Annotated in this window: 19 protein-coding genes; 12 read left to right on the top strand and 7 right to left on the bottom strand. The window is 37.9% G+C overall.

Annotated features, from left to right (window positions below; translation table 11 throughout):
- Positions 1 to 72 precede the first annotated feature (72 nt).
- Positions 73 to 2,073: an alpha-ketoacid dehydrogenase subunit alpha/beta gene (locus H3Z82_RS15630; RefSeq protein WP_182206437.1), complete on the top strand. Its 2,001-nt coding sequence runs from the start codon at positions 73 to 75 to the stop codon at positions 2,071 to 2,073.
- Positions 2,074 to 2,285: 212 nt separating this feature from the next.
- Positions 2,286 to 2,489, top strand: a complete 204-nt coding sequence (locus H3Z82_RS15625) for a putative signal transducing protein (RefSeq protein ID WP_182206436.1) — start codon at positions 2,286 to 2,288, stop codon at positions 2,487 to 2,489.
- A 61-nt stretch (positions 2,490 to 2,550) separates the two neighbouring features.
- Here H3Z82_RS15625 and H3Z82_RS15620 read toward each other — a convergent pair whose 3' ends face one another.
- Positions 2,551 to 3,864 (bottom strand): dipeptidase, encoded by a 1,314-nt coding sequence (locus tag H3Z82_RS15620; RefSeq protein ID WP_182206435.1) that lies wholly within the window; start codon positions 3,862 to 3,864, stop codon positions 2,551 to 2,553.
- Positions 3,865 to 3,911: 47 nt separating this feature from the next.
- Between H3Z82_RS15620 and H3Z82_RS15615 the strand changes: the two genes are divergently transcribed.
- Entirely contained in the window at positions 3,912 to 4,340 is a 429-nt protein-coding gene (locus tag H3Z82_RS15615; RefSeq protein ID WP_235982466.1) for a 3D domain-containing protein, read from the top strand.
- Positions 4,341 to 4,535: 195 nt separating this feature from the next.
- On the opposite strand, the gene H3Z82_RS15610 is transcribed toward H3Z82_RS15615, so the two are convergent.
- Positions 4,536 to 4,757, bottom strand: a complete 222-nt coding sequence (locus H3Z82_RS15610) for a hypothetical protein (RefSeq protein ID WP_182206434.1) — start codon at positions 4,755 to 4,757, stop codon at positions 4,536 to 4,538.
- A gap of 561 nt (positions 4,758 to 5,318) precedes the next feature.
- Here H3Z82_RS15610 and H3Z82_RS15605 point away from each other — a divergent pair.
- The 3 genes from H3Z82_RS15605 (at position 5,319) to H3Z82_RS15595 (ending at position 8,301) form a co-directional block, all read left to right on the top strand.
- Positions 5,319 to 5,798, top strand: a complete 480-nt coding sequence (locus tag H3Z82_RS15605) for an Hsp20/alpha crystallin family protein (protein ID WP_182206433.1) — start codon at positions 5,319 to 5,321, stop codon at positions 5,796 to 5,798.
- Positions 5,799 to 6,029: 231 nt separating this feature from the next.
- Positions 6,030 to 7,544 (top strand): DEAD/DEAH box helicase, encoded by a 1,515-nt coding sequence (locus H3Z82_RS15600; protein ID WP_182206432.1) that lies wholly within the window; start codon positions 6,030 to 6,032, stop codon positions 7,542 to 7,544.
- Between the two features lie 91 nt (positions 7,545 to 7,635).
- Positions 7,636 to 8,301 (top strand): hypothetical protein, encoded by a 666-nt coding sequence (locus H3Z82_RS15595; RefSeq protein WP_182206431.1) that lies wholly within the window; start codon positions 7,636 to 7,638, stop codon positions 8,299 to 8,301.
- Positions 8,302 to 8,304: 3 nt separating this feature from the next.
- Here the strand turns inward: H3Z82_RS15595 and H3Z82_RS15590 are convergent, their stop codons facing one another.
- The gene (locus H3Z82_RS15590) at positions 8,305 to 8,568 is read right to left on the bottom strand and encodes a heavy-metal-associated domain-containing protein (protein ID WP_182206430.1); all 264 of its coding nucleotides are present in this window, start codon (positions 8,566 to 8,568) and stop codon (positions 8,305 to 8,307) included.
- A gap of 880 nt (positions 8,569 to 9,448) precedes the next feature.
- On the opposite strand from H3Z82_RS15590, the gene H3Z82_RS15585 reads away from it, so the two are divergent.
- Positions 9,449 to 9,892 (top strand): cold-shock protein, encoded by a 444-nt coding sequence (locus tag H3Z82_RS15585; protein ID WP_182206429.1) that lies wholly within the window; start codon positions 9,449 to 9,451, stop codon positions 9,890 to 9,892.
- Here the strand turns inward: H3Z82_RS15585 and H3Z82_RS15580 are convergent.
- From H3Z82_RS15580 to H3Z82_RS15570, 3 genes are all read right to left on the bottom strand, one after another.
- A complete protein-coding gene (locus H3Z82_RS15580) occupies positions 9,889 to 10,485 on the bottom strand; it encodes a pseudouridine synthase (protein WP_182206428.1) in 597 nt (198 codons plus the stop codon). The genes H3Z82_RS15585 and H3Z82_RS15580 overlap by 4 nt on opposite strands.
- On the bottom strand, positions 10,472 to 12,766 hold the full coding sequence (locus H3Z82_RS15575) for a type IA DNA topoisomerase (RefSeq protein ID WP_182206427.1): 2,295 nt from the start codon (positions 12,764 to 12,766) through the stop codon (positions 10,472 to 10,474). The genes H3Z82_RS15580 and H3Z82_RS15575 overlap by 14 nt, the downstream gene beginning before the upstream one ends.
- A gap of 215 nt (positions 12,767 to 12,981) precedes the next feature.
- A complete protein-coding gene (locus tag H3Z82_RS15570; protein ID WP_182206426.1) occupies positions 12,982 to 13,788 on the bottom strand; it encodes a DUF1853 family protein in 807 nt (268 codons plus the stop codon).
- A gap of 113 nt (positions 13,789 to 13,901) precedes the next feature.
- Between H3Z82_RS15570 and H3Z82_RS15565 the strand changes: the two genes are divergently transcribed.
- The 4 genes from H3Z82_RS15565 (at position 13,902) to H3Z82_RS15550 (ending at position 21,098) form a co-directional block, all read left to right on the top strand.
- Positions 13,902 to 15,458, top strand: coding sequence for a DEAD/DEAH box helicase (locus tag H3Z82_RS15565; protein WP_182206425.1), 1,557 nt, complete (start codon positions 13,902 to 13,904; stop codon positions 15,456 to 15,458).
- Positions 15,459 to 15,970: 512 nt separating this feature from the next.
- Positions 15,971 to 18,442 (top strand): zinc-dependent metalloprotease, encoded by a 2,472-nt coding sequence (locus H3Z82_RS15560; RefSeq protein WP_182206424.1) that lies wholly within the window; start codon positions 15,971 to 15,973, stop codon positions 18,440 to 18,442.
- A gap of 1,123 nt (positions 18,443 to 19,565) precedes the next feature.
- Complete coding sequence (locus H3Z82_RS15555; protein WP_182206423.1) at positions 19,566 to 20,135, top strand: DUF4251 domain-containing protein; 570 nt, start codon at positions 19,566 to 19,568, stop codon at positions 20,133 to 20,135.
- A 507-nt stretch (positions 20,136 to 20,642) separates the two neighbouring features.
- Positions 20,643 to 21,098, top strand: a complete 456-nt coding sequence (locus H3Z82_RS15550) for a hypothetical protein (protein ID WP_182206422.1) — start codon at positions 20,643 to 20,645, stop codon at positions 21,096 to 21,098.
- An 87-nt stretch (positions 21,099 to 21,185) separates the two neighbouring features.
- On the opposite strand, the gene H3Z82_RS15545 is transcribed toward H3Z82_RS15550, so the two are convergent.
- Positions 21,186 to 22,853 (bottom strand): S8 family peptidase, encoded by a 1,668-nt coding sequence (locus tag H3Z82_RS15545; protein WP_317172468.1) that lies wholly within the window; start codon positions 22,851 to 22,853, stop codon positions 21,186 to 21,188.
- A gap of 126 nt (positions 22,854 to 22,979) precedes the next feature.
- Here H3Z82_RS15545 and tnpA point away from each other — a divergent pair, with 126 nt between their 5' ends.
- Positions 22,980 to 23,246 (top strand): IS66 family insertion sequence element accessory protein TnpA, encoded by a 267-nt coding sequence (gene tnpA, locus H3Z82_RS15540; RefSeq protein ID WP_182206421.1) that lies wholly within the window; start codon positions 22,980 to 22,982, stop codon positions 23,244 to 23,246.
- Positions 23,247 to 23,284: the final 38 nt, after the last annotated feature.

Below are 23,284 nucleotides of genomic sequence, written 5' to 3'. Positions count from 1 at the left end.
CGCTAAAAGAATATAGGTTTAGAGCCAATCTCTCGATTTTTATTTACATTTGATCTTTAAATCCTTAACCTTATGTTGACATCTGCCAAGAGCCATATAAATTTTGACAAGAAAAATCTTGATGATAGAATTCTTATTCAGCTCTATAAGAACATGTTGAAGCCAAGATTAATTGAAGAAAAGATGCTCATTCTGATACGCCAAGGCAAAGTTTCCAAATGGTTTTCCGGCATTGGACAAGAGGCTATTGCTGTAGGCGTGACCATGGCGTTGCAAACCAATGAATACATCCTGCCAATGCATCGCAATTTAGGGGTGTTTACTACGCGTAATATCCCATTACACCGCCTGTTCAGTCAATGGCAAGGCAAAGCCAACGGTTTTACCAAAGGGCGTGATAGATCGTTCCATTTTGGAACACAAGATTATCATATTGTTGGAATGATTTCACATTTGGGGCCTCAATTGGGCGTTGCTGACGGCATTGCATTAGCCAGCAAATTGCAAAACAAAGGACAGGTTACGGCTGTTTTTACAGGAGAAGGAGGAACGAGCGAAGGCGATTTCCATGAAGCCTTAAATGTAGCAGCCGTTTGGCAATTGCCGGTTATTTTTTGTATTGAAAATAACGGCTATGGCCTATCAACACCAACTTCAGAGCAATACCATTGCAAGGATTTAGCCGATAGAGGCAAGGGGTACGGCATTGATTCCTTTGTGTTTGATGGCAATAACATTCTTGAAGTGTACAGTAAGGTATTGAAGCTTGCTGAAAGCATACGCAAACGACCACGTCCTATACTCATTGAGTTTAAGACATTTAGAATGCGTGGTCACGAGGAAGCCAGTGGAACGAAATATGTGCCTAATGAACTCTTGGCCGAATGGGAAATTAAAGATCCTATCAATAACTACCGAAATTATCTGCTCAACTTAGGAATTCTTACAACCGCCCAAGATGAAGAATTGCATCAGACAATTAAAGCTGAAATCGACGAGGCATTACAAGTGGCAGGCGCTGAGGACAACATAACTCCTAATGAAAGTGTTGAATTAAATGACGTATACAAACCATTTAATTATGAGCAAATTGACCCTAAGTCAGGTTCAGAAAACATACGCTTTATAGATGCCGTGTCTCAAGGTTTAAAACAGAGTATGCAGCGCCATGCTGATCTTGTGATTATGGGCCAGGATATTGCTGAATACGGTGGCGTTTTTAAAATCACCGAAGGTTTTGTGGAAGCGTTTGGTCGCGAACGTGTGCGCAATACGCCAATATGCGAATCGGCCATTGTTGAAACCGCTATGGGCCTCTCTATTGCTGGCATGAAAGCTGTAATGGAGATGCAATTTGCTGATTTTGTCAGTTCTGGATTCAACCCGATTGTTAATTATTTGGCTAAATCGCATTACCGTTGGAATGAAAATGCAGATGTAGTGATCAGGATGCCATGTGGTGCTGGTGTTGCTGCTGGACCTTTTCATTCGCAGACCAACGAAGCTTGGTTTACTAAAACACCAGGATTGAAAGTGGTGTATCCCGCATTTCCTTATGACGCCAAAGGGCTCCTGGCAACCGCCATCAACGATCCGAACCCGGTGATGTATTTTGAACATAAAGCGCTGTACAGAAGTATAAGACAGGATGTTCCAACAGATTACTTTACAATTCCTTTCGGAAAAGCATCGCTCTTAAAAGAAGGGGATGACATTACAATCATTTCTTACGGTGCTGGTGTGCATTGGGCTTTAAACACTTTAGCAAACAATGTAGATGTTTCTGCTGATCTCATCGATTTGAGGACCTTACAACCTTTAGATACCGATGCCATATACAAATCAGTTAAGAAAACCGGACGCGCCATCATTCTGCAGGAAGATTCTATGTTTGGCGGAATTGCAAGTGACCTGAGTGCTTTAATTATGGAAAATTGCTTTGAATATTTGGATGCACCCGTTAAACGCGTAGCAAGTATGGAAACACCTATTCCGTTTATCAATCAATTGGAAGATCAATATCTGGCAAAAGGGAAGTTTGAAAGCGCTTTAAAAAAGCTGTTGGCCTATTAACTTTTTATCTGTTTATAGGATTATCAGTTCAGCCACAAACTATTTTTGGTAAGAATTGCCTAAAAGGCATGCAATTATTGATTCCCAGCATCAGTTTTGCTCTCAAATGGTTATGGATTAAATAAACATTGGTTTGAGAGCGTTTTATCTGCTTAATATTATTTTTTTTGATTAACTTACATAGATAACGTCAATTTTAAAAACAAGAGATTATGAGCGACATCAAAATATATTCAGGCACCTCTCAAGTAAGGGCCATGGAAATTAAAAACATATTGGAAAACGAAAATATAGCGTATCAGGAGGTGAATAAAATGGATTCATCTTATGCGGGAATTTTTGGCGAAATCCAACTGTTTGTTTCCGAAGCAGACTCTGAGAAGGCGCTTCTGCTAATAGAAAGAACAAAGAAGTAATATTATTTATAAAGCAAAAAGTCCGTCAGAAGCGGACTTTTTCTATTGAAATGCTATGTTTTTAACTCTGTATCTTTTTTGCCACTGCCTGAACTTCGTCCAACACGCGTAATAAATTTCCGCTCCATAACAAGCCAATCTCCTCTTCAGTGTAACCACGTTTTACAAGCTCCAAAGTAACATTAAAGGTTTCTGATGCATCATTCCAACCTTCAATACCGCCACCGCCATCAAAATCGCTACTGATACCAACATGTTCAATCCCGATTTTATTCACCATATAATCAATATGATCTACAAAATCAGAGACATCGACTGCGTCTGGAACATTTTTCATGGTTTTTAATTTCGCATCTACTATAGGGTTTACTTTTTGTAGCACCTCATAATAAGCTTCACGTTCTTCTTCTGATAAAGCCCTACGAGCATCCCAATCCAAGTAAGCAACATTCATAGAATCCATAACCGTTAGGGCCACCTCTTTTTTGAAGGCTGCATGTTTTTCAGCCTTTTCAGTATTTAAGTAAGCTGCAAATGCCACTGCGTGGGCTACGCCACCGTTTTCTTTTAACCACTCCAATTGTTCGTCATCTAAATTTCTACTGTGATCACACAAGGCTCTCGCGGAAGAATGGGACGCGATTATTGGAGCTTCTGACAATTCAATCATATCCCGCATCGCTTCTTTGCTTGGGTGTGATACATCTATCATCATTCCTAAACGATTCATTTCCTTGATTACTTTTTTACCTAAATCGCTCAAGCCATTATGCAGCCAAATCGAATCTGCTTCTCCCGTATTACTGTCACTCAGTTGACTGTGACCATTATGGGCCAAAGACATATAACGTCCGCCTAAATCATAGAACTTCTCAACATTGGAAATGTCTTTTCCGACTGGATAGCCATTTTCAATGCCGATCATAGCTACTTTTTTGCCAGATTTTACAATCCGACGTACATCATCTGAAGTCAATGCCAATTCAATTTGTTCTGGCGCGATGTCATCTACCAATTTATGGATGGCATTATACTTGCCCATTGCATTATCATACGCTTTTTTAAAGCCTTCATCGGTTAAATCGTCTTGACCTGTATAGACAATAAACCAAGCCACATCCAATCCACCTTCATCCATTTTTGGTAAGGTAATTTGTGAACTTAAATTTTGAGTGTAATTGATAGAATCCGTAAAATTATTGACGTTGATGTCACAGTGCGTATCAAGGGTGATGACCCGATCATGAATGGCCTTTGCACGTTCAATAAGTGCAATGGAATCTTGTGTTGCATTTGTTTCTGACATTTGTTTTTTCTCGTTTTTACAGCTCATAAAAAGAGTTATGAGACTTAGGGAAAGAATAGTGTTTTTCATGTTTGGTTGTGTTAATTTTTAAAGCGACAAGTTACAAAATTGTATTTATGTTGTATATTTATTTTATGCGAATCCGTTTTCTGCTTTTATTAATGGTATTTAGTTGTGCTGAAGAACAAAATGAAGACTCTGAATATATTTGGGATTCTGTTGTTGTGACGGCATCAGCTTATAATTCTACAGTTAGGCAAACCAGCGGCAATCCAAACATCACCGCCTTTGGGGATAGCCTAAAACCAGGAAGGAAATATATTGCCGTGTCCCGAGACTTACTGCGGAAAGGACTCAAACATAACACGCCTGTAATTATAGAAGGTTTTGAAGGCATCTATTTGGTAAAGGATAAGATGCACCGTAGATGGCGCAATCATATTGATATTTATATGGGGGAAGATATTGAAGCAGCAAAAGCTTGGGGCAGAAGAAAAGTGTGTATCGATTTTGGTTTGCCAAAAGAAGAGTTTTCCCACCAGTGAGTTTGGTCACCTCGAGGTTCTCGATTTAGAAGATTTGTCCGCTTATATTGGTCAAAAGGACTTTGAGATTCTCCATTTTTTGTATCGGCCTCTGAAAGTATAAAGGGATGGTTTTTTTTGGTTTCAATAATTTCGGCAGCCTTGAGTTTGTCTGGAGACTTTCCGAAAACTGCGTAACCATAAACTTTCCTTAACTCATAATAGGGTTTGGGGAGCTTGTCTACTATTCTCAAAATTGTGTTCGTTGATTTCTGCTGCGCAGTCTGTTCCCAACGGATATTCGGTAGACAGTTTTCTATGGATATCCTTGTCATCAGAAACTGTAGTAGCTACCAAAAAGAAAATCATAAAAAAAAAGGCGGTCTCAGCCGCGAATCCAGCGTTGATCAATGGGGCGGGTTTTTGAGAATGTCTCATAATCTGATGTCTTGTGGATATGGTAACGAAATCAAAAAAATTAATACCACATTAACCTGACGCTCGGGCAAGGCGTCAGGGATAATGGGACTGAAGATTGGGCTTTAGTCGTTTCCAAATCATCATCTTGAGTATTTGAAGCATCGATTATTTTAGATAAATTCTTCATTATAAATTTGATTTGGTATCAAGATCCTTGAACGATTGCTGAATCTTGTAAACAATTAGTTTTTAAAACGTCTCTTGGTATTCCAAGTAGCTGTTTTTGAATTTTGAAATGTTCCTGTGGTTTGATTACTGTTTAATGTTCTCATGATTTCTACAATTTATTGATGTTATATTAAAACGACGACTTAATATATATTTTGTTACAGTACTATGCCATGCAAAGTAGCTAATGACATTGCAAACCTGTCAAAATATTAGTTATCAGCAGATTATAGGTGTCAAAATGTCGGTTTTTATCTATAAATGTCAGTAGTTTAACCTAAAACTACAGCTGGTATTGAATTTGAAGTATAGTAATCAGAAAAAATGTTTAACTATAAAATTTGATTAACAATGAGTACATTAGCAACAATGCCAAAAAATGGCAATCAGGTTTCTAGACGGAGAGAAACTTCTTCTTTACCAAGTTTTTCATCTTGGGTTGACAATTTATTTGATGGTGAAATGGGTACAGGTTTTCTGTCCAATTTTAATACAGGAATGACGCTTCCAGCAGTGAATATTAAAGAAAATGCCGATGAGTTCTTATTAGAAATCGCGGTTCCAGGAATGAAAAAATCAGACTTTAATATTGATGTCGATAATAAAATCCTATCCATTTCTTCAGAAACTAAAGAAGAACAAGAACACAAAGAAGAAAATTACACGAGACGTGAGTTTGGCTATTCATCTTTTAAACGAACGTTTACCTTGCCGGATACAATTGAGTCTGATAAAATCAGTGCACAATATAAAGAAGGCATCTTGACGGTACAATTACCGAAAAAAGAGGAAGCTAAAGATAAGCCAGCTAAGCGCATTACCATTTCCTAAAAACTGGAAATCAAAAATGATTGAAAAGAGGAACCAAAAGGTTTCTCTTTTTAGTTTTTACCAAAATTTTCACCTTATATATTCTTGAATTGTGATTGGTTCAAACCTGCATATAACTATCAGATAATCAAAAATTAAAATCTGAGCAGTTGTTAATTCTTTTCAACATTAACTTCGAATAACTCTTATAAAGCCCTAAATTTGTGGAAATTTTTTTGAACCCAAACTATTATGTCAGAAACTTTAGAGCGTCTTAACCAAACGGAAACCAAAAAAGATCTTTATGATTATCAGCTTGCTGATCTGAATAAGATATTTGAGGTTATGGAAACGGCTCCAGATAATTTTAATTTGTTGTACCAACTTCCAACGGGAGGAGGGAAGACTGTTATTTTTTCTGAGATTGTAAGACGTTATATCAAAAATCATAATAAGAAAGTAGTTATTCTTACACATCGCATTGAGCTTTGTAAACAGACCTCAAAAATGCTGACTAATTTTGATGTTGAGAATAAGGTCATCAATAGTCACGTTAAAGAACTCCCTGATCAGGACCAATATAAATGTTTCGTGGCCATGGTGGAGACCTTGAACAATCGTCTCAACGATAAAAAATTGCGCTTGGAAGATATTGGGTTGGTCATCATTGATGAAGCCCATTACAATTCGTTCAGAAAACTGTTTAAGTTTTTTGAGAACTGTTTTATCCTTGGCGTCACGGCAACACCACTCAGTTCCAACATCAAATTGCCAATGAAAGACAATTACCAAAAATTAATCGTTGGTGATGATATTTCAACATTAATCAAAAATGGGTTCTTGGCAAGTGCCGATCTGTACAACTTTGATGTGGAATTAAATACCTTGAAAATAGGAATCAATGGCGATTATACTGTGAAGTCGTCAGAAACACTCTATACCAATTCCTATATGTTGAGCAAACTTATCTTTGCCTACGAAGAGATGTCCAAAGGTAAAAAAACCTTGATTTTCAATAACGGAATCAACACTTCCAAAGAGGTCTACTATTCTTTTAAACGGGCTGGATACAACGTCAGGCATTTGGACAATACATGCAGTAAGCAAGAACGTAAGGACATATTGAAATGGTTTAAGAACACACCTGATGCCATTTTGACCTCAGTTAGTATTTTGACCACTGGTTTTGATGAGCCTTCTGTAGAGTCGGTTATTTTAAACCGCGCTACACGTTCACTCACTCTATATTTTCAGATGATAGGTCGTGGCTCACGGGTTTTGAAGAATAAAAAATCGTTTTTGGTTTTAGACTTAGGAAATAATATTGTTCGTTTTGGACCTTGGGACCAACCGGTCGATTGGCAGCATATCTTTAAGTACCCAGATATGTATCTCGAAAACCTCAGAAATGACGAAGATATTGAGCGCGATTTTGTGTATGTCATGCCAGATTCTATTAGAGAACGATTTAAGAATTCTGAAAATATCGACTTTGATATTAAAGCAGAATATGAAAAAGCCATCACAGAAGGCCATAAGTCAATGGTCACTATTGAGCGGTCCATACAGCAACATTCCGAAATGTGCATCGCCAATGCCGATACCATTTTTGAAGCTAGAGATCTTACAAAATACTTAATGGATGATATTTCTTACCGTATCAAACAATATTCGTACTGCATGATGAATAGCACCAAGAATTACAAAGAATGGCTTATGGATGAGTATGTTAGAAAACTTCGTCTGAGTTTTAACGGTAAGTTTTAACGTTTCCTTTAAAATTAGAGTCGGAATTAATCGTTAGTTTCGCTGATAGGTATGGTTTTTGATTCTTATATCCGAAATAGTTTTTAAGCTTATGACATTTTACAAATATAAACTTTTAGGCATTTTTTTTCTCGTGGCTATTTTTCAGACCTATGCTCAGGAATCTCCAATCAAGAGCATTCCTATCCCTGCGGTAGAGAAAAAGGAAGAAAAGAAAACACCTGAACCTGAGCCAGTCAAAATTGACCCTATTATAAAAGAAGAGCAGCCGAAAGCTGAAAGTCCGATTACCATTAAGAAACGGGAAACCGAATTTTCAATGTTCGATAATAGCAACTTACGCGATCCTGGTGAAATATACGATAAGAAATGGAATAAGAAAGCTGTAGAGCAAGGCTTCCGAATGGAATCTATGGAAGATCAGTTTTTGGGAAATTTCAACATCACCGGAAAAAAAGCCAATATCAGATGTAGAGATCATGAATATCCTGATGGCGACCGGGTGCGTGTGTTTGTGAATGGCAATGTTTTTATAGCCGACTTATTATTGACGGGCAACTTTAAGAGCTTTGACGTACCTTTGGTAGAGGGCATCAACAAAATTGACTTTGTGGCGCTCAATCAAGGTGAATCAGGCCCAAATACTGCAGAATTCCATGTGTACGATGACAACGGAGTTCAGGTATCGTCAAAAAAATGGAACCTTCTCACTGGCGTTACCGCAAGTATTATTCTTGTTAAGGAAAAAGAAGATTAGTTTCTAAAATAAAGGAAAGAAAGGTCCTTTTGCAATCACATGAAAGTCTAAATCAGAAGCTATATCCTGAATGTCGTTAACTTCTACAACTTTTTCTGTGTGAACGGTTAGTTCAGAAGGATAAGCGTCGGCAAAAATAACGTCTGTAACACCATCAATTTTCATGATGGCAGCTTTCAGTTGTGATTTCTCCTCCGGACTTCTAACATCTGTTCTAAATGTCTTGCCGTGATTTCCCGGGATGACATTGTCATTTATATAAGTCATTTCTGTACTGCGGTTTTAGTAGTGAGAGCTTCGCACCAATCATGAATACAATTTCTGTATTTACTGAAGAAGTGCTTGCTTCGGATTTTATTAATTCTAAACCTAAATTTAGATAATTTATCGCACTTCACCTAATTCAAATAGTCTAAATACAAGGATTTTATAACGTCGACGGCTAACTGATTAATTTGAAGATTTTTAGAGTTTTTATTAAGGCTTCAAGTTTCTAATTACAGATTCGATGCATCTCAAGCTAAAAGTGGGTGCTGATCATGTCAGCAGCGCATTTAAATTTAATAGAGCTTTATGCACGGCTCGGCTGGCGTAAAATTAGCGCCAATTGATGGGCTCATCAGGCACTCTTTGATAGGTAACCGAATTTTGGTAAATCAATTCTATTTAGTTAACCATACACTCATAAATTGGCTTCAAGATCAAAACCTTTAGAAAACCTAGTTAAGCGGGCACCTAAGGATGAATTCTTTTGAGTGTAAAATAAAAGTGCAACGACCACCATCGGACGCCCAGGGATTGTTGTAAATTCAACTAAATGAGGATTCCAAAGTACTTTTATCTGGACAGTTTAGATGCAAGATCTTGGCTTTTTAGGATTGGATGGCCAATTATTTGATCAGTGATAAGCTTTAGAACTAATTATTAGCCCTTACCAGCGGAAAGATTCATAGGTTGAAACCCAATTTCTCAATTCTATCGCTTATATTTGTAAGGTATATGGACATTTATTGGAAATTTTTATTAACTTGTTATATACATTGTAATCACCGAATTAATCTTTCGAATCAACAATTCCATGAATTGCCTATCTTAAGTATAGTTTGGTAATTCAAATTTAACCTTTAAAACATATTTAAAAAAAAGAATGGCTAAGTCGCAACAGACCTTTAACAAAATTGAAAAAGAAAAAGCACGTGCTAAAAAGCGCGAAGAAAAAAAGAAGAAAAAAGAAGCCCGCCGTGCAGAAGGCGGAAGTGATGGAATCCAGTTTGCTTATGTAGACGCTTATGGAAACTTATCAGATACCCCACCAGATCCTGCAGATAAAATCAAGGTAGATGCTGAAGACATTGTTTTAGGTGTTCCTAAAAAAGAAGAAGGCGAAGAAGAAGATCCAGTAAGACAAGGTAAAGTTTCTTTCTATGACAGTTCTAAAGGCTTCGGATTTATTATCGATACAGAAAATAATGAAAAGTACTTTTGTCACGTGAGTGGACTCTTGGATGATATCGCTGAAAATGACAAAGTGACTTTTGAATTGGAACGTGGGATGAAAGGCATGAACGCTGTAAAAGTAAAGCGCGTTTAATCTACATTTAAGACATCAACTTTAATAACTTCACCGGGTTGCATTTTGTTTAAATAAATGTTCCCTATACGTACGCGAACCAATCTCAAGGTAGGAAACCCAACCGCAGAAGTCATTTTGCGAACCTGCCTAAATTTTCCTTCATTTATAGTGATGGAAACCCAAGAGGTTGGTCCATGTCGTGAGTCCCGTATTTTTTTAGTACGCTCGGCAAAATCTGGCGATTGCTCCAGCTTAAACGCTCGGCAAGCTTTTGTGAGGTAGCTAATGCCTTTAAAACCAATGGTAACACCTTGTTGAAGTTGGCGAATGGCCAATTCGGTAATCTCGCCATCCACTTGAACGTAATATTCTTTTTCAATAAGACTGCTACAAATAGTATGGCTCAGATCACCATCTGTAGTCAACAACAACAGGCCTTCAGAGTTTTTATCCAATCGCCCAATGGCCATGACACCTTCTGGAAAATCGTAAAGCGCACCCAAAAATTTTTTATTGCGCTGATGCTTTGCATTGCTTATAAACTGACTCAAGTAACCCAATGGTTTATGCAGCAAAAAATGAATGTGTTGTTTTTGTTTAGATATCTCCATTTAAAATACTGTAAACCAATTCTTTGGTCATTGTTTTTCCACTAGCTTTTTGACGCACTTCATCAAAGGTGAATCGGAACGAACAACCATCTCTATAGTGGCTGCAACCGTATGCCGTTTTTCCCTTTATGACAGTCCCTTTTTTACATTTAGGACAACTTAGACGTTCTGAAGCTGTCGCCTTTTTAACCGCTTTCTTCGGTTCCAGTACCAAGTGGAATTCATCGTTGAACCTTATTAATCCTTCCAATTCACCAGTCTCAGTCTTAAAGCCCTTAAGGTTAATAGTCGAACCCTTTTGAAGCAAACGCAGATATTGTTTTACTGAAATCTTTTTATTCTTAAATTTAAAAGGCAGTATAAAACCACATCCATCTTTATAATTGCTGCATCCATAGGCCGATTTTCCCTTGATCATTTGCCCAGTTTTACATTTCGGGCAGATTTCTGAGCTAAGCCCTGCTTTCTTTTTCGCTTCTTTTTTGATTTCAGATTTTTGGGCAGTTTTAACATGTGAGATATTGGCCCGTTGTGCTTCACTTCTTACTTCATAAACCAAGGCATCCACCATTTTTTTCATATTGGCGATAAACTGCGCCGCACTATAAGTGCCCTTTTCAATATCTTTCAATTGCTTTTCCCACATCCCGGTCAATTCTGCAGATTTCAATAATTCGTTTTGAATTGTATCGATCAGTTGTATACCAATTTGCGTAGGCAAAACTTGTTTCTTGTTGCGTTCAATATATTTCCGCTTGAATAAAGTTTCAATAATATTGGCACGGGTTGATGGACGACCGATGCCATTTTCTTTCATAAGTTCGCGCATCTCCTCATCATCTACCCGTTTTCCAGCAGTTTCCATGGCGCGTAGGAGGGAAGCCTCCGTAAACTGATTGGGCGGCTTAGTTTGTTTTTCCAAAAAAGAGGGTTCATGCGGCCCCTTTTCACCCTTTACAAACGACGGAAGCAAATCTGAAGCTTTTTGTTCCTTTTCCGCAGATTCAATGACCACGCGCCATCCTCTGCTCAAAATTTCTTTTCCTGTAGCCTTGAAATTTACATCAGATGCTTTCCCGATAACCGTTGTATTGGAAACCGCACAATCATCATAAAACACAGCTATAAAGCGTTTGGTTATGATGTCATAAACTTGCTGTTGGTTGTATTGTAATTGACTTTCTACACCTGTGGGGATAATAGCGTGGTGATCTGTCACCTTTTTATCATTAAATACTCGTGTTGACTTTTTAATTTTCTTACCTAATAGTGGAGCGGTCAATTGTGCGTATTTCCTCAGATTTTGTAAAATTCCAGATACTTTCGGATAAACATCAGTGGGTAAAAATGTGGTGTCGACTCTTGGATAGGTGACTACCTTTTGTTCATAAAGCTTCTGCACAATCTTTAGCGTTTCGTCAGCCGAAAACCCAAATTTATTGTTACAATACACTTGTAGCCCCGTTAAGTCGAATAGTTTTGGCGCGTAATCCTTACCTTTTTTCTTGGTCACCGAAACAATCTCAAAGTCGTGCTCCTTAACTTTGTTAGCCAATTTTTCGCCATCTTCCATTTTGGTGAAACGGCCTTCTTCATAGCTAAACAGGGTATCTCGATAGAGTGTCTGCAATTCCCAATAGGGTTGGGGCACAAAATTCTCAATCTCCTTAAATCTGTTGACCACCATTGCCAATGTAGGGGTTTGTACCCGACCTACAGACAATACTTGTTTGTACCCACCGTGTTTTAAAGTATATAAGCGCGTGGCATTCATACCTAAAAGCCAATCGCCTATAGCACGTGAAAATCCGGCGTAAAAAAGGTTGTCATACTGTTCTGATGGCTTGAGGTTTTCAAACCCCTCTTTTATAGCTTCAGCAGTCAATGAAGAAATCCATAGCCGCTCTACTTTCCCCTTATAATTAGCCTGATCTAAAACCCAACGTTGGATCAATTCACCCTCTTGACCGGCATCCCCGCAATTGATGACGACATCTGCCTGGTCAAATAGCTTTTTCACAATATTAAATTGCTTCTGGACTCCAGAATTGCTGGTAACCTTAGTTTTGAACTTTTCAGGCAGCATGGGTAAATTGTTCAGATCCCAACTTTTCCAATGGGGTTTATAATCGTTGGGCTCCATTAAAGTGCAGAGGTGCCCAAACGTATAGGTTACTGCATAGCCATTGCCCTCATAGTAGCCGTCATGCTTGCTATTAGCTCCTAAAATAGCTGCGATTTCTCTGGCAACACTGGGTTTTTCGGCAATACAGACTTTCAAGATAAGAGGTTTATTTTTCGTTAATAGTTATTGATTATATAGTCAGGAATGGTTTTTAAACATTGAAGAAGCGTTATATATTGGTGATTTTAACATCACAATAAGCCTTATTTCCACTCCAAATTTAACCTGTGCAAAGTAAAACTATTTGAAGACATATCGCAAGGATAAAAAGGAAACCAAAATGGAGGCTGAAGATGAGCTATTTACAAAAATCACCACCAGACCACAAAAAACTTCGAATACACGCCACGCAGCTTCAACCAGCACATTGGTGAGAGTTGCTTATCTGTCCAACGTCTTACTTCAATAAGAAAGTCATCATAATCCACCCAATGCACGTCTGCTTGAATGTCCATAAGCCAATCCTTCTTTGCAGGAATATAAAACTGTCCTTCGTTAAACCGCTGAACATCATTCATTCTTATATAAAAGCCTTTTACACATTCAACATTTAGGGGTGGAAATATGTTTTTTTGGTGATCAACTGGCAAAAACAGCTGGGCTTTAAAAAGCACTTGTTGTTTTATAGCAGTACTATTAAGATTTAAATCGGCAAGATGTGGTTGCGTCTTGGAATGATGGAGGAGAGGGAGCTGTTTTGTCTTCAGTTTATCCAATTTCTGAAGCAAATTATCCTTTCTATTTGGTCCTATCCAACGTTCTAATTCGCTTACACCTGTATCTGGATCATAGAGGTAAAACTTATAGATGATTTCTAAATGTACAGGCCCGATGTCCGTCATTAAAAGCGCATCCAATTCGCCTATAGTTCGTTTCCCATCCTGTATTTGAAGGTTCTCCGCTAAAATTTGGGTAGCGGGTGCATGTCTCAATTGATGGAAGACGAATTGTTCCACTAATTTACCTAAACGAAGATTTATAGTGTCCTTTTTGGTGAAGTTTCCAAAGTTACAGTCTTTAATCACAAATTGCTCCAACCCGTAAATTTTCGAATCCTTCCATAAGAAAGGTGTACTTAAAAAACCCGCAAAATTTTGTTGTAAGATGTCTTTTTCCATAGCTTTAAAGGCCAAATTACAAATTTCTTTTCTACATATAATTGGAAGACCGTGCTAATACTCATATCTTTGCAGCTTCTTATAACATCCTAACACTAAGCTCAACATACGAAATGTCTGTAAAAACAGTTTCACAAAATTTAGAACGCCAAACCGAGAAAGATTTATATAATTATCAAAAGAATGCCATTGACAAGGTGTTTAAAGCTTTTGATGAGGCGCCTTCCGATTACCACTTGCTCTATCAATTACCGACTGGTGGTGGTAAAACGGTGATTTTTTCAGAATTTGTGAGGCAATATTTGAAAAATCACGATAAGAAAGTAGTGATTTTAACCCACAGGATTGAATTGCTGAAACAGACGTCCAAGATGCTGACGGAATTCAACGTGACCAATAAAGTGGTGGATAGTAAAGCCAACTTAGATGATCAGGCAAATTACAGCTGTTTTGTGGCGATGGTGGAAACCTTGAACAATCGATTGCAAGAGGATATGTTGGACATATCAGATGTAGGATTGGTCATTATTGATGAGGCGCATTACAATTCGTTCACCAAGCTGTTTAAGTATTTTGAAAACTCCTTTATTCTTGGTGTAACGGCAACACCATTGAGCTCCAATAAGGATTTACCAATGAAGGATAATTATAATGAGCTGATCACGGGTGAGACCATTGAACAGCTGATTGAAAACAATTTCCTCTCAAGAGCGGAAACCTATCAATACAACGTGGGATTGACCTCCTTGGAAGTTGGCTCAAACGGCGATTATACCGTTAAGTCCTCAGAAGATCTATACACGAATACAGACATGTTGAAAAAAGTGGTGTATGCCTATGAGCAACACTCACTGAACAAGAAAACCCTGATCTTTAATAACGGGATCAACACCTCCTTACACGTCTACGACACCTTTAAGCGCGCTGGTTACACCATTGCACACTTAGATAATACCGCAACGAAAAAAGAGCGGAAAATGATTCTGAAATGGTTCAAGGAAACACCAAATGCTATTTTAACTTCGGTGAGTATCTTGACGACCGGTTTTGATGAGCCTTCTGTAGAAACCATTATTCTTAACCGTGCCACAAAATCCTTGGCGCTATATTATCAAATGGTTGGTCGTGGATCGCGAATTTACCCTGGAAAAGAGGTTTTCAAGATTATCGACTTGGGTAACAACATGCACCGTTTTGGTCCGTGGGGCGCTGATATTAATTGGCAGAAGATCTTCGGATCACCAAATTATTATCTGGACAGTATTGTCAACGATGATGATATTGAAGCCAATTTCAGATATGAGATGCCTGAAGATTTACGCCAGGAATTTGCCAATTCGGAAGAGGTGTATTTTGATATGAAACAAGCTTATACCGATTCGGTAAATAGAGGCGATTCTTCTAAAGTGCTTTTGGAGCAGTCCATTGCACATCACACAAAAATATGTGTTGAAAACAGTGAAGATGTTTATGATGCCTTGGCTTTAATGAAGTTGTTGGAGGATGATATCAACCACCGTTTGGAGCGCTACACACAATGCATCAGTAGAAGTACCTTCAACTTTGTCAAATGGTTGCATGATGATTACCGCATGAAACTCCGTGCGCATATCAGAGAAAACTTCGATACCATTTATGAAGAAATTCATGGGCATCCGCCTGAGGATTAATTTAGCAGTTCTTCGCTGATTTTTAGACACGGATTACACAGATTCTCACCGATTATCGTATAGAGTTTATCTATTTTATCAGGCGGATGATACTGAGTTTTTCACACAGATTTCCATAGATCATTTTATTGGAATTTGCCTGCTTGTCGGCTGACAGGAAACTTCTTATTTGGTGCTTTTTAAATGTAATAATTCGTCTCAAATACTTTCCGTATCTGCGATGTAGATAGAAGTTGGAAACCCTGATGTTTTAGACACGGATTTCACTGATTCTCACAGATTATCGTATAGAGTTTATCTATCTTATCAGGCGGTTGACGCTGTTTTTTTACACAGATTACACAGACAATTTACTGGAATTTGCCTGCTTGTTGGCTGACAGAAAATTTCTTAATTGGTGCTTTTGTTTTGATTGTATTCATTTCCACGACTCCTTGTCTCTGTGAGAAAAACCCACCAGAATTAAAAACTTATTTCTATCTTTATAAATCTTAACTAAACGAATCAACTCAATGAAGAACTTAGGTCTTATAGCACTGCTAATTGGGGGACTTCTCAATCCGCTGAATGTAAATGCACATTCTAAAAGAAACACTAAAAAAGGAAAGAATAAGGTAGAAGCCCCTGCTCCAGAAAAGAAGAAGGAAGAGGCCATCAAGCCTTACGACAAGGTAATTACCAAGGACGCCGTTACTGATGAAGGGCTCTTCAAGATTCATAAAATAAAAGACAAATACTTTTTTGAGATTCAAGATAGCTTATTAAATAAAGATATGCTTTTGGTGAGCCGTATGTCAAAATTACCGTCCAATTTGGGTGGAGGTTACATGAATGCGGGGTCAAAAGCCAATGAGCAATTAATTACTTGGGAACGTTTTCAGGACAAAATATTGATCAAGGTCAAATCTTATAATGCTGTTGCCAATGACAGTTTACCAATTAACATTTCTGTAAAGGCCAACAATTATGAGCCGGTTTTATATGCTTTTGATATTGAAACGATTAGTAAAGATTCATCGGCTGTGGTTATTGATGTCACCAAATTCTACACCAGTGATGTCAAGGCCATTAGTGGCTTATCCAGCAGACTTCGTGACACTTACAAAGTCCGTAATTTAGACAATTCCCGTAGTTTTATCACCTCGGCAAAAAGCTTCCCATTAAATATCGAAATCATTCAGGATTTTACCTATAACGCATCAAAACCGCCTATGCTTCCAGCTACGGAAACCATCAGTTTACAGATGAACCAATCCATGGTTTTGTTGCCAACCACACCCATGCAGCCACGTCTTGCTGATCCGCGCGTTGGATTTTTTACGGTCAGCCAATATGATTATAGTAGTGAAGCATTAAAATCAGATGAAAAAACATACATCCGTCGCTGGCGTTTGGAGCCTAAAGATCCTGAAGCCTATAGGAGGGGAGAATTGGTAGAACCAATCAAACCGATCGTGTATTACTTAGATCCTGCTACGCCTGAGAAACTTCGCAAATACATCAAGCAGGGTATTGAAGAATGGCAGAAACCATTTGAGACTGCCGGATTTAAAAATGCTATTATCGCGAAAGACCCACCAACCTACGCCGAAGACCCTGATTTCAGTCCGGAGGATATTCGGTATTCCGTAGTGCGTTACGTGGCGAGCACCACACGAAATGCCGTGGGACCAAGTGTCTCAGATCCGCGTACGGGAGAAATTATTGAAAGTGACATCATCTGGTACCACAACCATTTGCGTTCTTATAGAAACCGATACATGCTTGAAACTGGCGCCGCCAATCCTTCAGCACGAACTTTGGAGACTAGCGATGAAGAAATAGGAGAGATGATGCGTATGGTGATTGCCCATGAAGTGGGTCACGCCTTAGGATTCCCACACAATATGGCCGCCAGTCATGCCTATGATGTGGAAAGCTATCGAAACGGCGCGTTTACTCAGGAACATGGGATTGCCGCAAGTATCATGGATTATGCCCGATACAATTATATTGCACAACCCGGAGATGAAAACATCCGATTTGTCCGTCAGATTGGGCCTTACGACCATTATGTCACCAATTGGGGCTACCGATGGATTCCGGGGGCAACCACAGAAGGGGAGACCCCAACTTTGGACCAGTGGGTAATGGATAAAGCCGATGATCCACGGTATAAATACGGGAAGCAGAGCAGTCGTTTTGATCCGTCCTCTCAAACTGAAGATATTGGAAACAACTCAATAAAAGCCAGTACCTACGGACTTAAAAACCTAAAGTATGTGGCAGAACATTTACCAGAATGGACCAGCGACATAACCAACGATTATGATGATTTAAGGGAATTGCAAGGGGAGTTGCTAAGTGTTTGGAACCGTTATATGGGTCATGTGACCACGCATATTGGTGGCGTCTATGAAGACACAAAAAAACCTAACCAAGGCGGTGTGATATATACGCCAGCGTCAAAAGCCGATCAGAAAGCCGCAATGGCATGGCTACAGGAAAACACTTTTTCAACGCCAACTTGGATGGTCAATTTTAAAATTCTGCGAAATATTGACCACGCTGGCTATACCGAAACCTTTAGAAATGCTCAAGCAAGACATTTGAACAGCATTCTTGATTTTGAAGTCTTGGGCAGATTAATTGACGGCACAGCCATCAGCAAAGACAATTATTCGGCATTGGAAATGCTCCAGGATTTGCGCAAAGGCATTTGGAAAGAACTCAACAGCAACCAAGCGGTAGATGTGTATCGAAGAAATTTACAACGTGCCTATATTGACCGGATGGCGTATTTAATGACTGACGAATTGAAACCAGGACGTGGGGTTAAAGCTTATAATGTGAATCAATCTGACGTGAGGGCTTTGGTAAGAGGCGAATTAAATACACTAAAAACCCAATTGAACAGTCGCAAGAACACGGCTGCCAACACCGAAACGAAATATCATTACCAAGATGCGGTGAAGCGAATTGACTTGATTTTGGATCCTAAATAAAAAGGGCGTTATTCCACAGAGATTCGCGGAGGTTTCACGGAGATACACAGAGAATTTTAGAACACAGATCTGACCGGTACTGGTTGGGTGACGCTGATTTTTTTTACACAGATTTCACCGATTCTCACGGATTATTGTATTGAAGTATAACTATCTTATCAGCCGGATGACTTTGATTTCTTCACACAGATTGCACGGATTACCACAGAACTTCTCAAATACTTTGCGTCTCTGCGTGAGATATTCCACAGAGATTCGCGGAGGTTTCACGGAGATGCACAGAGAATTATAAAATGTAGACGACACATTTTCATGAATACTTTGCGTCTCTGCGACTCAGCGACTTTGCGTGAGATATTCCACAGAGATTAGAGGAGGTTTCACGGAGATACACAGAGAATTATAAAACATGGACCTGACCGATTCTGGTGGGTGACGCTGATTTTTTTTACACAGATTTCACCGAATCTCACCGATTACTGTAATGAAGTATAATTATCTTATCATCCGGATGTCTTTGAATTCTTCACACAGATTGCACGGATTATCACAGACCTTCTCAAATACTTTGCGTCTCTGCGAGAAATTTTCCACAGAGATTCGCGGAGGTTTCACGGAGATACACAGAGAATTTTAGAACACAGACCTGACCGGTTCTGGTGGGTGACGCTGATTTTTTTTACACAGATTTCACCGATTCTCACCGATTATTGTATTGAAGTATAACTATCTTATCAGCCGGATGACTTTGATTTCTTCACACAGATTGCACGGATTACCACAGACCTTCTCAAATACTTTGCGTCTCTGCGAGAAATATTCCACAGAGATACGCGGAGGTTTCACGGAGATATAAAGGGAATTTTAGAACTCAGACCTGACCGATTATGGTGAGTGGCGCTGATTTTTTTACACAGATTGCGCCGATTCTCACCGATTATTGTATTGAAGTCTAACTATCTTATCAGCCGAATAACATTGATTTATTCCACAGAGATCCGCGGTGTTTTTACTGAGATGCATGGAGAATATGGAGCATAGGAAACGTTAATTTAGGATGAATATCTCTGATTTTATTCAATTATAGTTAATTCGCATTTGAATTTTTTGTAACTTCATAACTATGAAAAACTTACTTGTATCTAGCATTATTTTTATATGTGTTATGGGTTGCAGTTCCAGTAAGGAGTTTACAGAACAGGATAGTCAAGATTATCAACAACTTCAGGAATTAGTAGCTTCAAAATCCTTTGAGATTATTTCTACAAGTGCGATGCCAAGAGCTTCAGCGGCATTTAGCAAGGTCGCGAATTCGAATATTTTAGGTCCAGGAAGTAACGCGAGCCATATCGATATCACTTCAAATAGCAATAGATTGGTTGTTAAGGGCGACAGTATTCGTGGCAATTTGCCATTTTTTGGTGAACAGAATTTTGGTGGCGGCTACGGAGGAAATCACACGGGAATTGAATTCGATGACATCCCGGAAGATTATAAAGTAAAGTATAATGACCAGAAACACACCGCAGAGATACGTTTTAAAATATCGGACAAGTACAGAGGTAACGAAAATTACGATATGATGATTACCTTATATCCAAATAACAGAAGTACCATCAGAGTACAGTCTACAAATCGTAGCTCTATTCAATATAACGGAAAAGTGACTAGATTGGAAGAGGCTATGGAATAGTTGGTGATTTCTATACTTCGGAATATTCTATTTTACATAATATAAATTATAGGACATTAAACAACAATTTACGCAATAGCGCCATTTCGGCGCTATTTGACATAATCATAGATATAATAACATCTGTGTGTTTTATATCGTTAATGATTATGTTCAAGTAAATTGTGGGTTCCTACGCCTTGTTCATAATTTGAATATCATAGGCCATTTTACAACTGTATTACATTAGTGTTTCATTCAAAGAAATTCGCCACGAGAGTATAAAATTTCTTTGTTAGCAAATTTCTATACACTTGTTCTATTTTGTAAATAAAAAAATATTCTGTCTGGTAATAATTAAAACAAAATGTTTAAATTTGAAAAGGTGTTTATGGTATGCCTGCTCATTCGTGCAAAGATTTCATCCACCATAATTGATAATATAAACCCTCAAGGCTTATTATCCCAAAAAAAGTATACGAATGCACAACCTCTTGGATAATAATCTTTGGAACAAAGGATTATATTATGAATACTATTGATTTCTTTAAACTTCAATCTAAAAACTTACACAGAGATTTTAAAACTGGAAAACTTGTCTTTAACAATGAATTTGGTGAATTGTCATATGAATATGAGCCAAAGAATTTCGATATCGAATTAGTTATTTACGATTACAATCTTGATGAAGAAGATTTTACTCTAATGAAGGCTCAACATGTCATATCCAAAATGGCTGGATTTGAAAAGTGGACAGTTTTGATTAAAACTTCTGAGACTGATTTGAAAATAGCAAAAATTCTATACGAAAATCAAGATATAATTGATTTACGAATGTGGGTAGATTACATTTCGGAAGCAGAAAGAATGAACCAAACAGATTTTGACTCAGAAACTAAATTGGCGATTTGTGAACAAGCATTTGAAATGGGAGTTTTCAATAATGATGTTTTTTTTGATTGTTATCTTTTAGATAAAAAATAGTGATTACGAATTGAATATTCACTTCTTTTTTTCTTAATAAAAAAATAAACAAAAAAATCAAGACTGCATATTATATTTAAGAACTATCTATTCATTTGATATTAGAACACTAGCCGGAACAGGAATTTGAGCTAAAACGTTATTGTAAATATCAACTTCAGTAGACTCCGTTTCAATAGAAACTATTAAGCTATAGTTAACATCGGAGTTATATCTCATAAGCTTTTTTCGGCTTTTCCACCAACCCCCTACAGGATAGATAGCAATCTTATTTCTTAATGCTAAATCTGCAGCTGAACCTTCCCATAAGTCCTTATGAATACTTCCTTTATCTCTAACTTGACTACCTAATAACCAATTTTCACTACCTTCTTGCACATATTCATCTTGTTCTTCTCTGAGAGTTCTACTTACTCTAGCTTTAAACATTTTTAAACTTTCATTTCTATCTATCATTTTAAATCTCAAACCATGTGATTTATATGATTGATCACTTGCGTATCTTCTATTTCCAGGATTTGGTTCAATAAAATATGACAATGTTATTTTTAATTTAACATTCGTTTCTGCTAAATCAGTTAATATGTCACTAGGCCAAGGCAAATCAAATAGATGAAACTCATTTGTTTTAGCCCTACTTTGCTCATATTTATAAGGCCTTAAAGACCTCTCTGCTATCATAGTCAAAGAATTTTCAGCACTATACTTGGCTTTGCTCAAATTTGGAATTCCATAGCCAATTTTAGACATAAGATTCCATTTTTCATCTGAACTTAAGCCACTAATATTTGAATTATTTAGTAACACACTACTCCATTCAGCTGAATGTATCATTAAAGCCCTTATTGTCTCTGGCTTATAATTTGGATACATTTGATATAATTCAGAAGCAAATTTTGAAGCCAAAGCAACTGATGCGCTTGTATCGGAAAATGTTGTTAACCATGATCTACCTACCCCTCCTACACCTGTTGACAAAAGTTTTAATGAATCATGATCTAGAATGCCTGAATTAAATATTCCGTCATTTCCACCTTCAAATACAACATCTGGCTTTCGAGGCCATCTTTTATTCCATTTTAAAGAAGTAGAATTACACGGTGACATTTGACCTCTTTGAGCTAGTAACTCTCCTCCAGGGAATTCTTGAACATCTAACCTGTCTTTCTCTGTAAATGAACCAACTGTAATTGCATTAAATGATTGAGCAGGATCTTCAACGGAAAATTCTTCATTAGATATTGGATAATTTAATCTATCATTTAATGGTAAATTACCACCAGATATTAAGACTAAAGTGTTATCGTTTCTCTCATTTATAGTACCAAATAATTTTTGATCTATAGCAGCAGACCAAGAAGAAGGTCTACCTAAATATTCATTATCTGGTGCTGTTACAGCTAAACATACTATTCTTTTTGAAAATGGATTTATTACTTCTGCGCTTGCAATGGCTTCCAATGTAATTTTCCCATATAAATCAGGATCATTTGCTATACTAGCGTCTATAATTTTTATACTTTCGACATTATTTGTTATGTTAATGATTCCAGTATTACTTAATGGTTCATTTAAATCACCATATAAAATGATACCCGCCATTGGTGTTCCATGTCCATGCCTGTATGAATCAGCTGTTGTCCAATCTGGATTTATGGAATCCAAATTCCTTGCAGGAATTAAATCTTCTAAAAGAGGATTAGTTCTATTGACACCAGTATCTAAAAGACATACAACTACATTACTTTGATCAATTTCATTATTAATTCTATCTTTTAAATCGTTAATAAACTCACCTTCCCAAGTGTATCCATCCGGGCAACTACGTCTTTTATGACATGACCTGTCTTTTTACCTTTGGTGGCATAAACTATATGTATTATGACAAAAAAGGAGAATGCTTTGTGGATGCGTAAATTGGTAAAGGAGTTTCGGGACTCTGGTCGGAGCCAAAAAGAGTTTGCCTCTGCCCATGGGATCAAGGAGAGCAAATTCCATTATTGGCGATCAAAATTATCGAGGCCTGTAGATGTAACGGCCGATAAAGGTCCTTCGCATTTCGTTCCTATCGAAGTCGTCCCTGTCCAGGAAGGCAGAACCATTTTGATCCGTTGCAAAAACGGGATCGAGATCGAAATCCCAGTATAGATGTTCGCACTTGGTACTTCGCACCGGTTCCAACTCTA

This window comes from Gelidibacter maritimus (genome assembly GCF_014062315.1).
Classification (GTDB): domain Bacteria; phylum Bacteroidota; class Bacteroidia; order Flavobacteriales; family Flavobacteriaceae; genus Gelidibacter; species Gelidibacter maritimus.
This window is presented reverse-complemented; position numbering and strand designations above follow the sequence as displayed.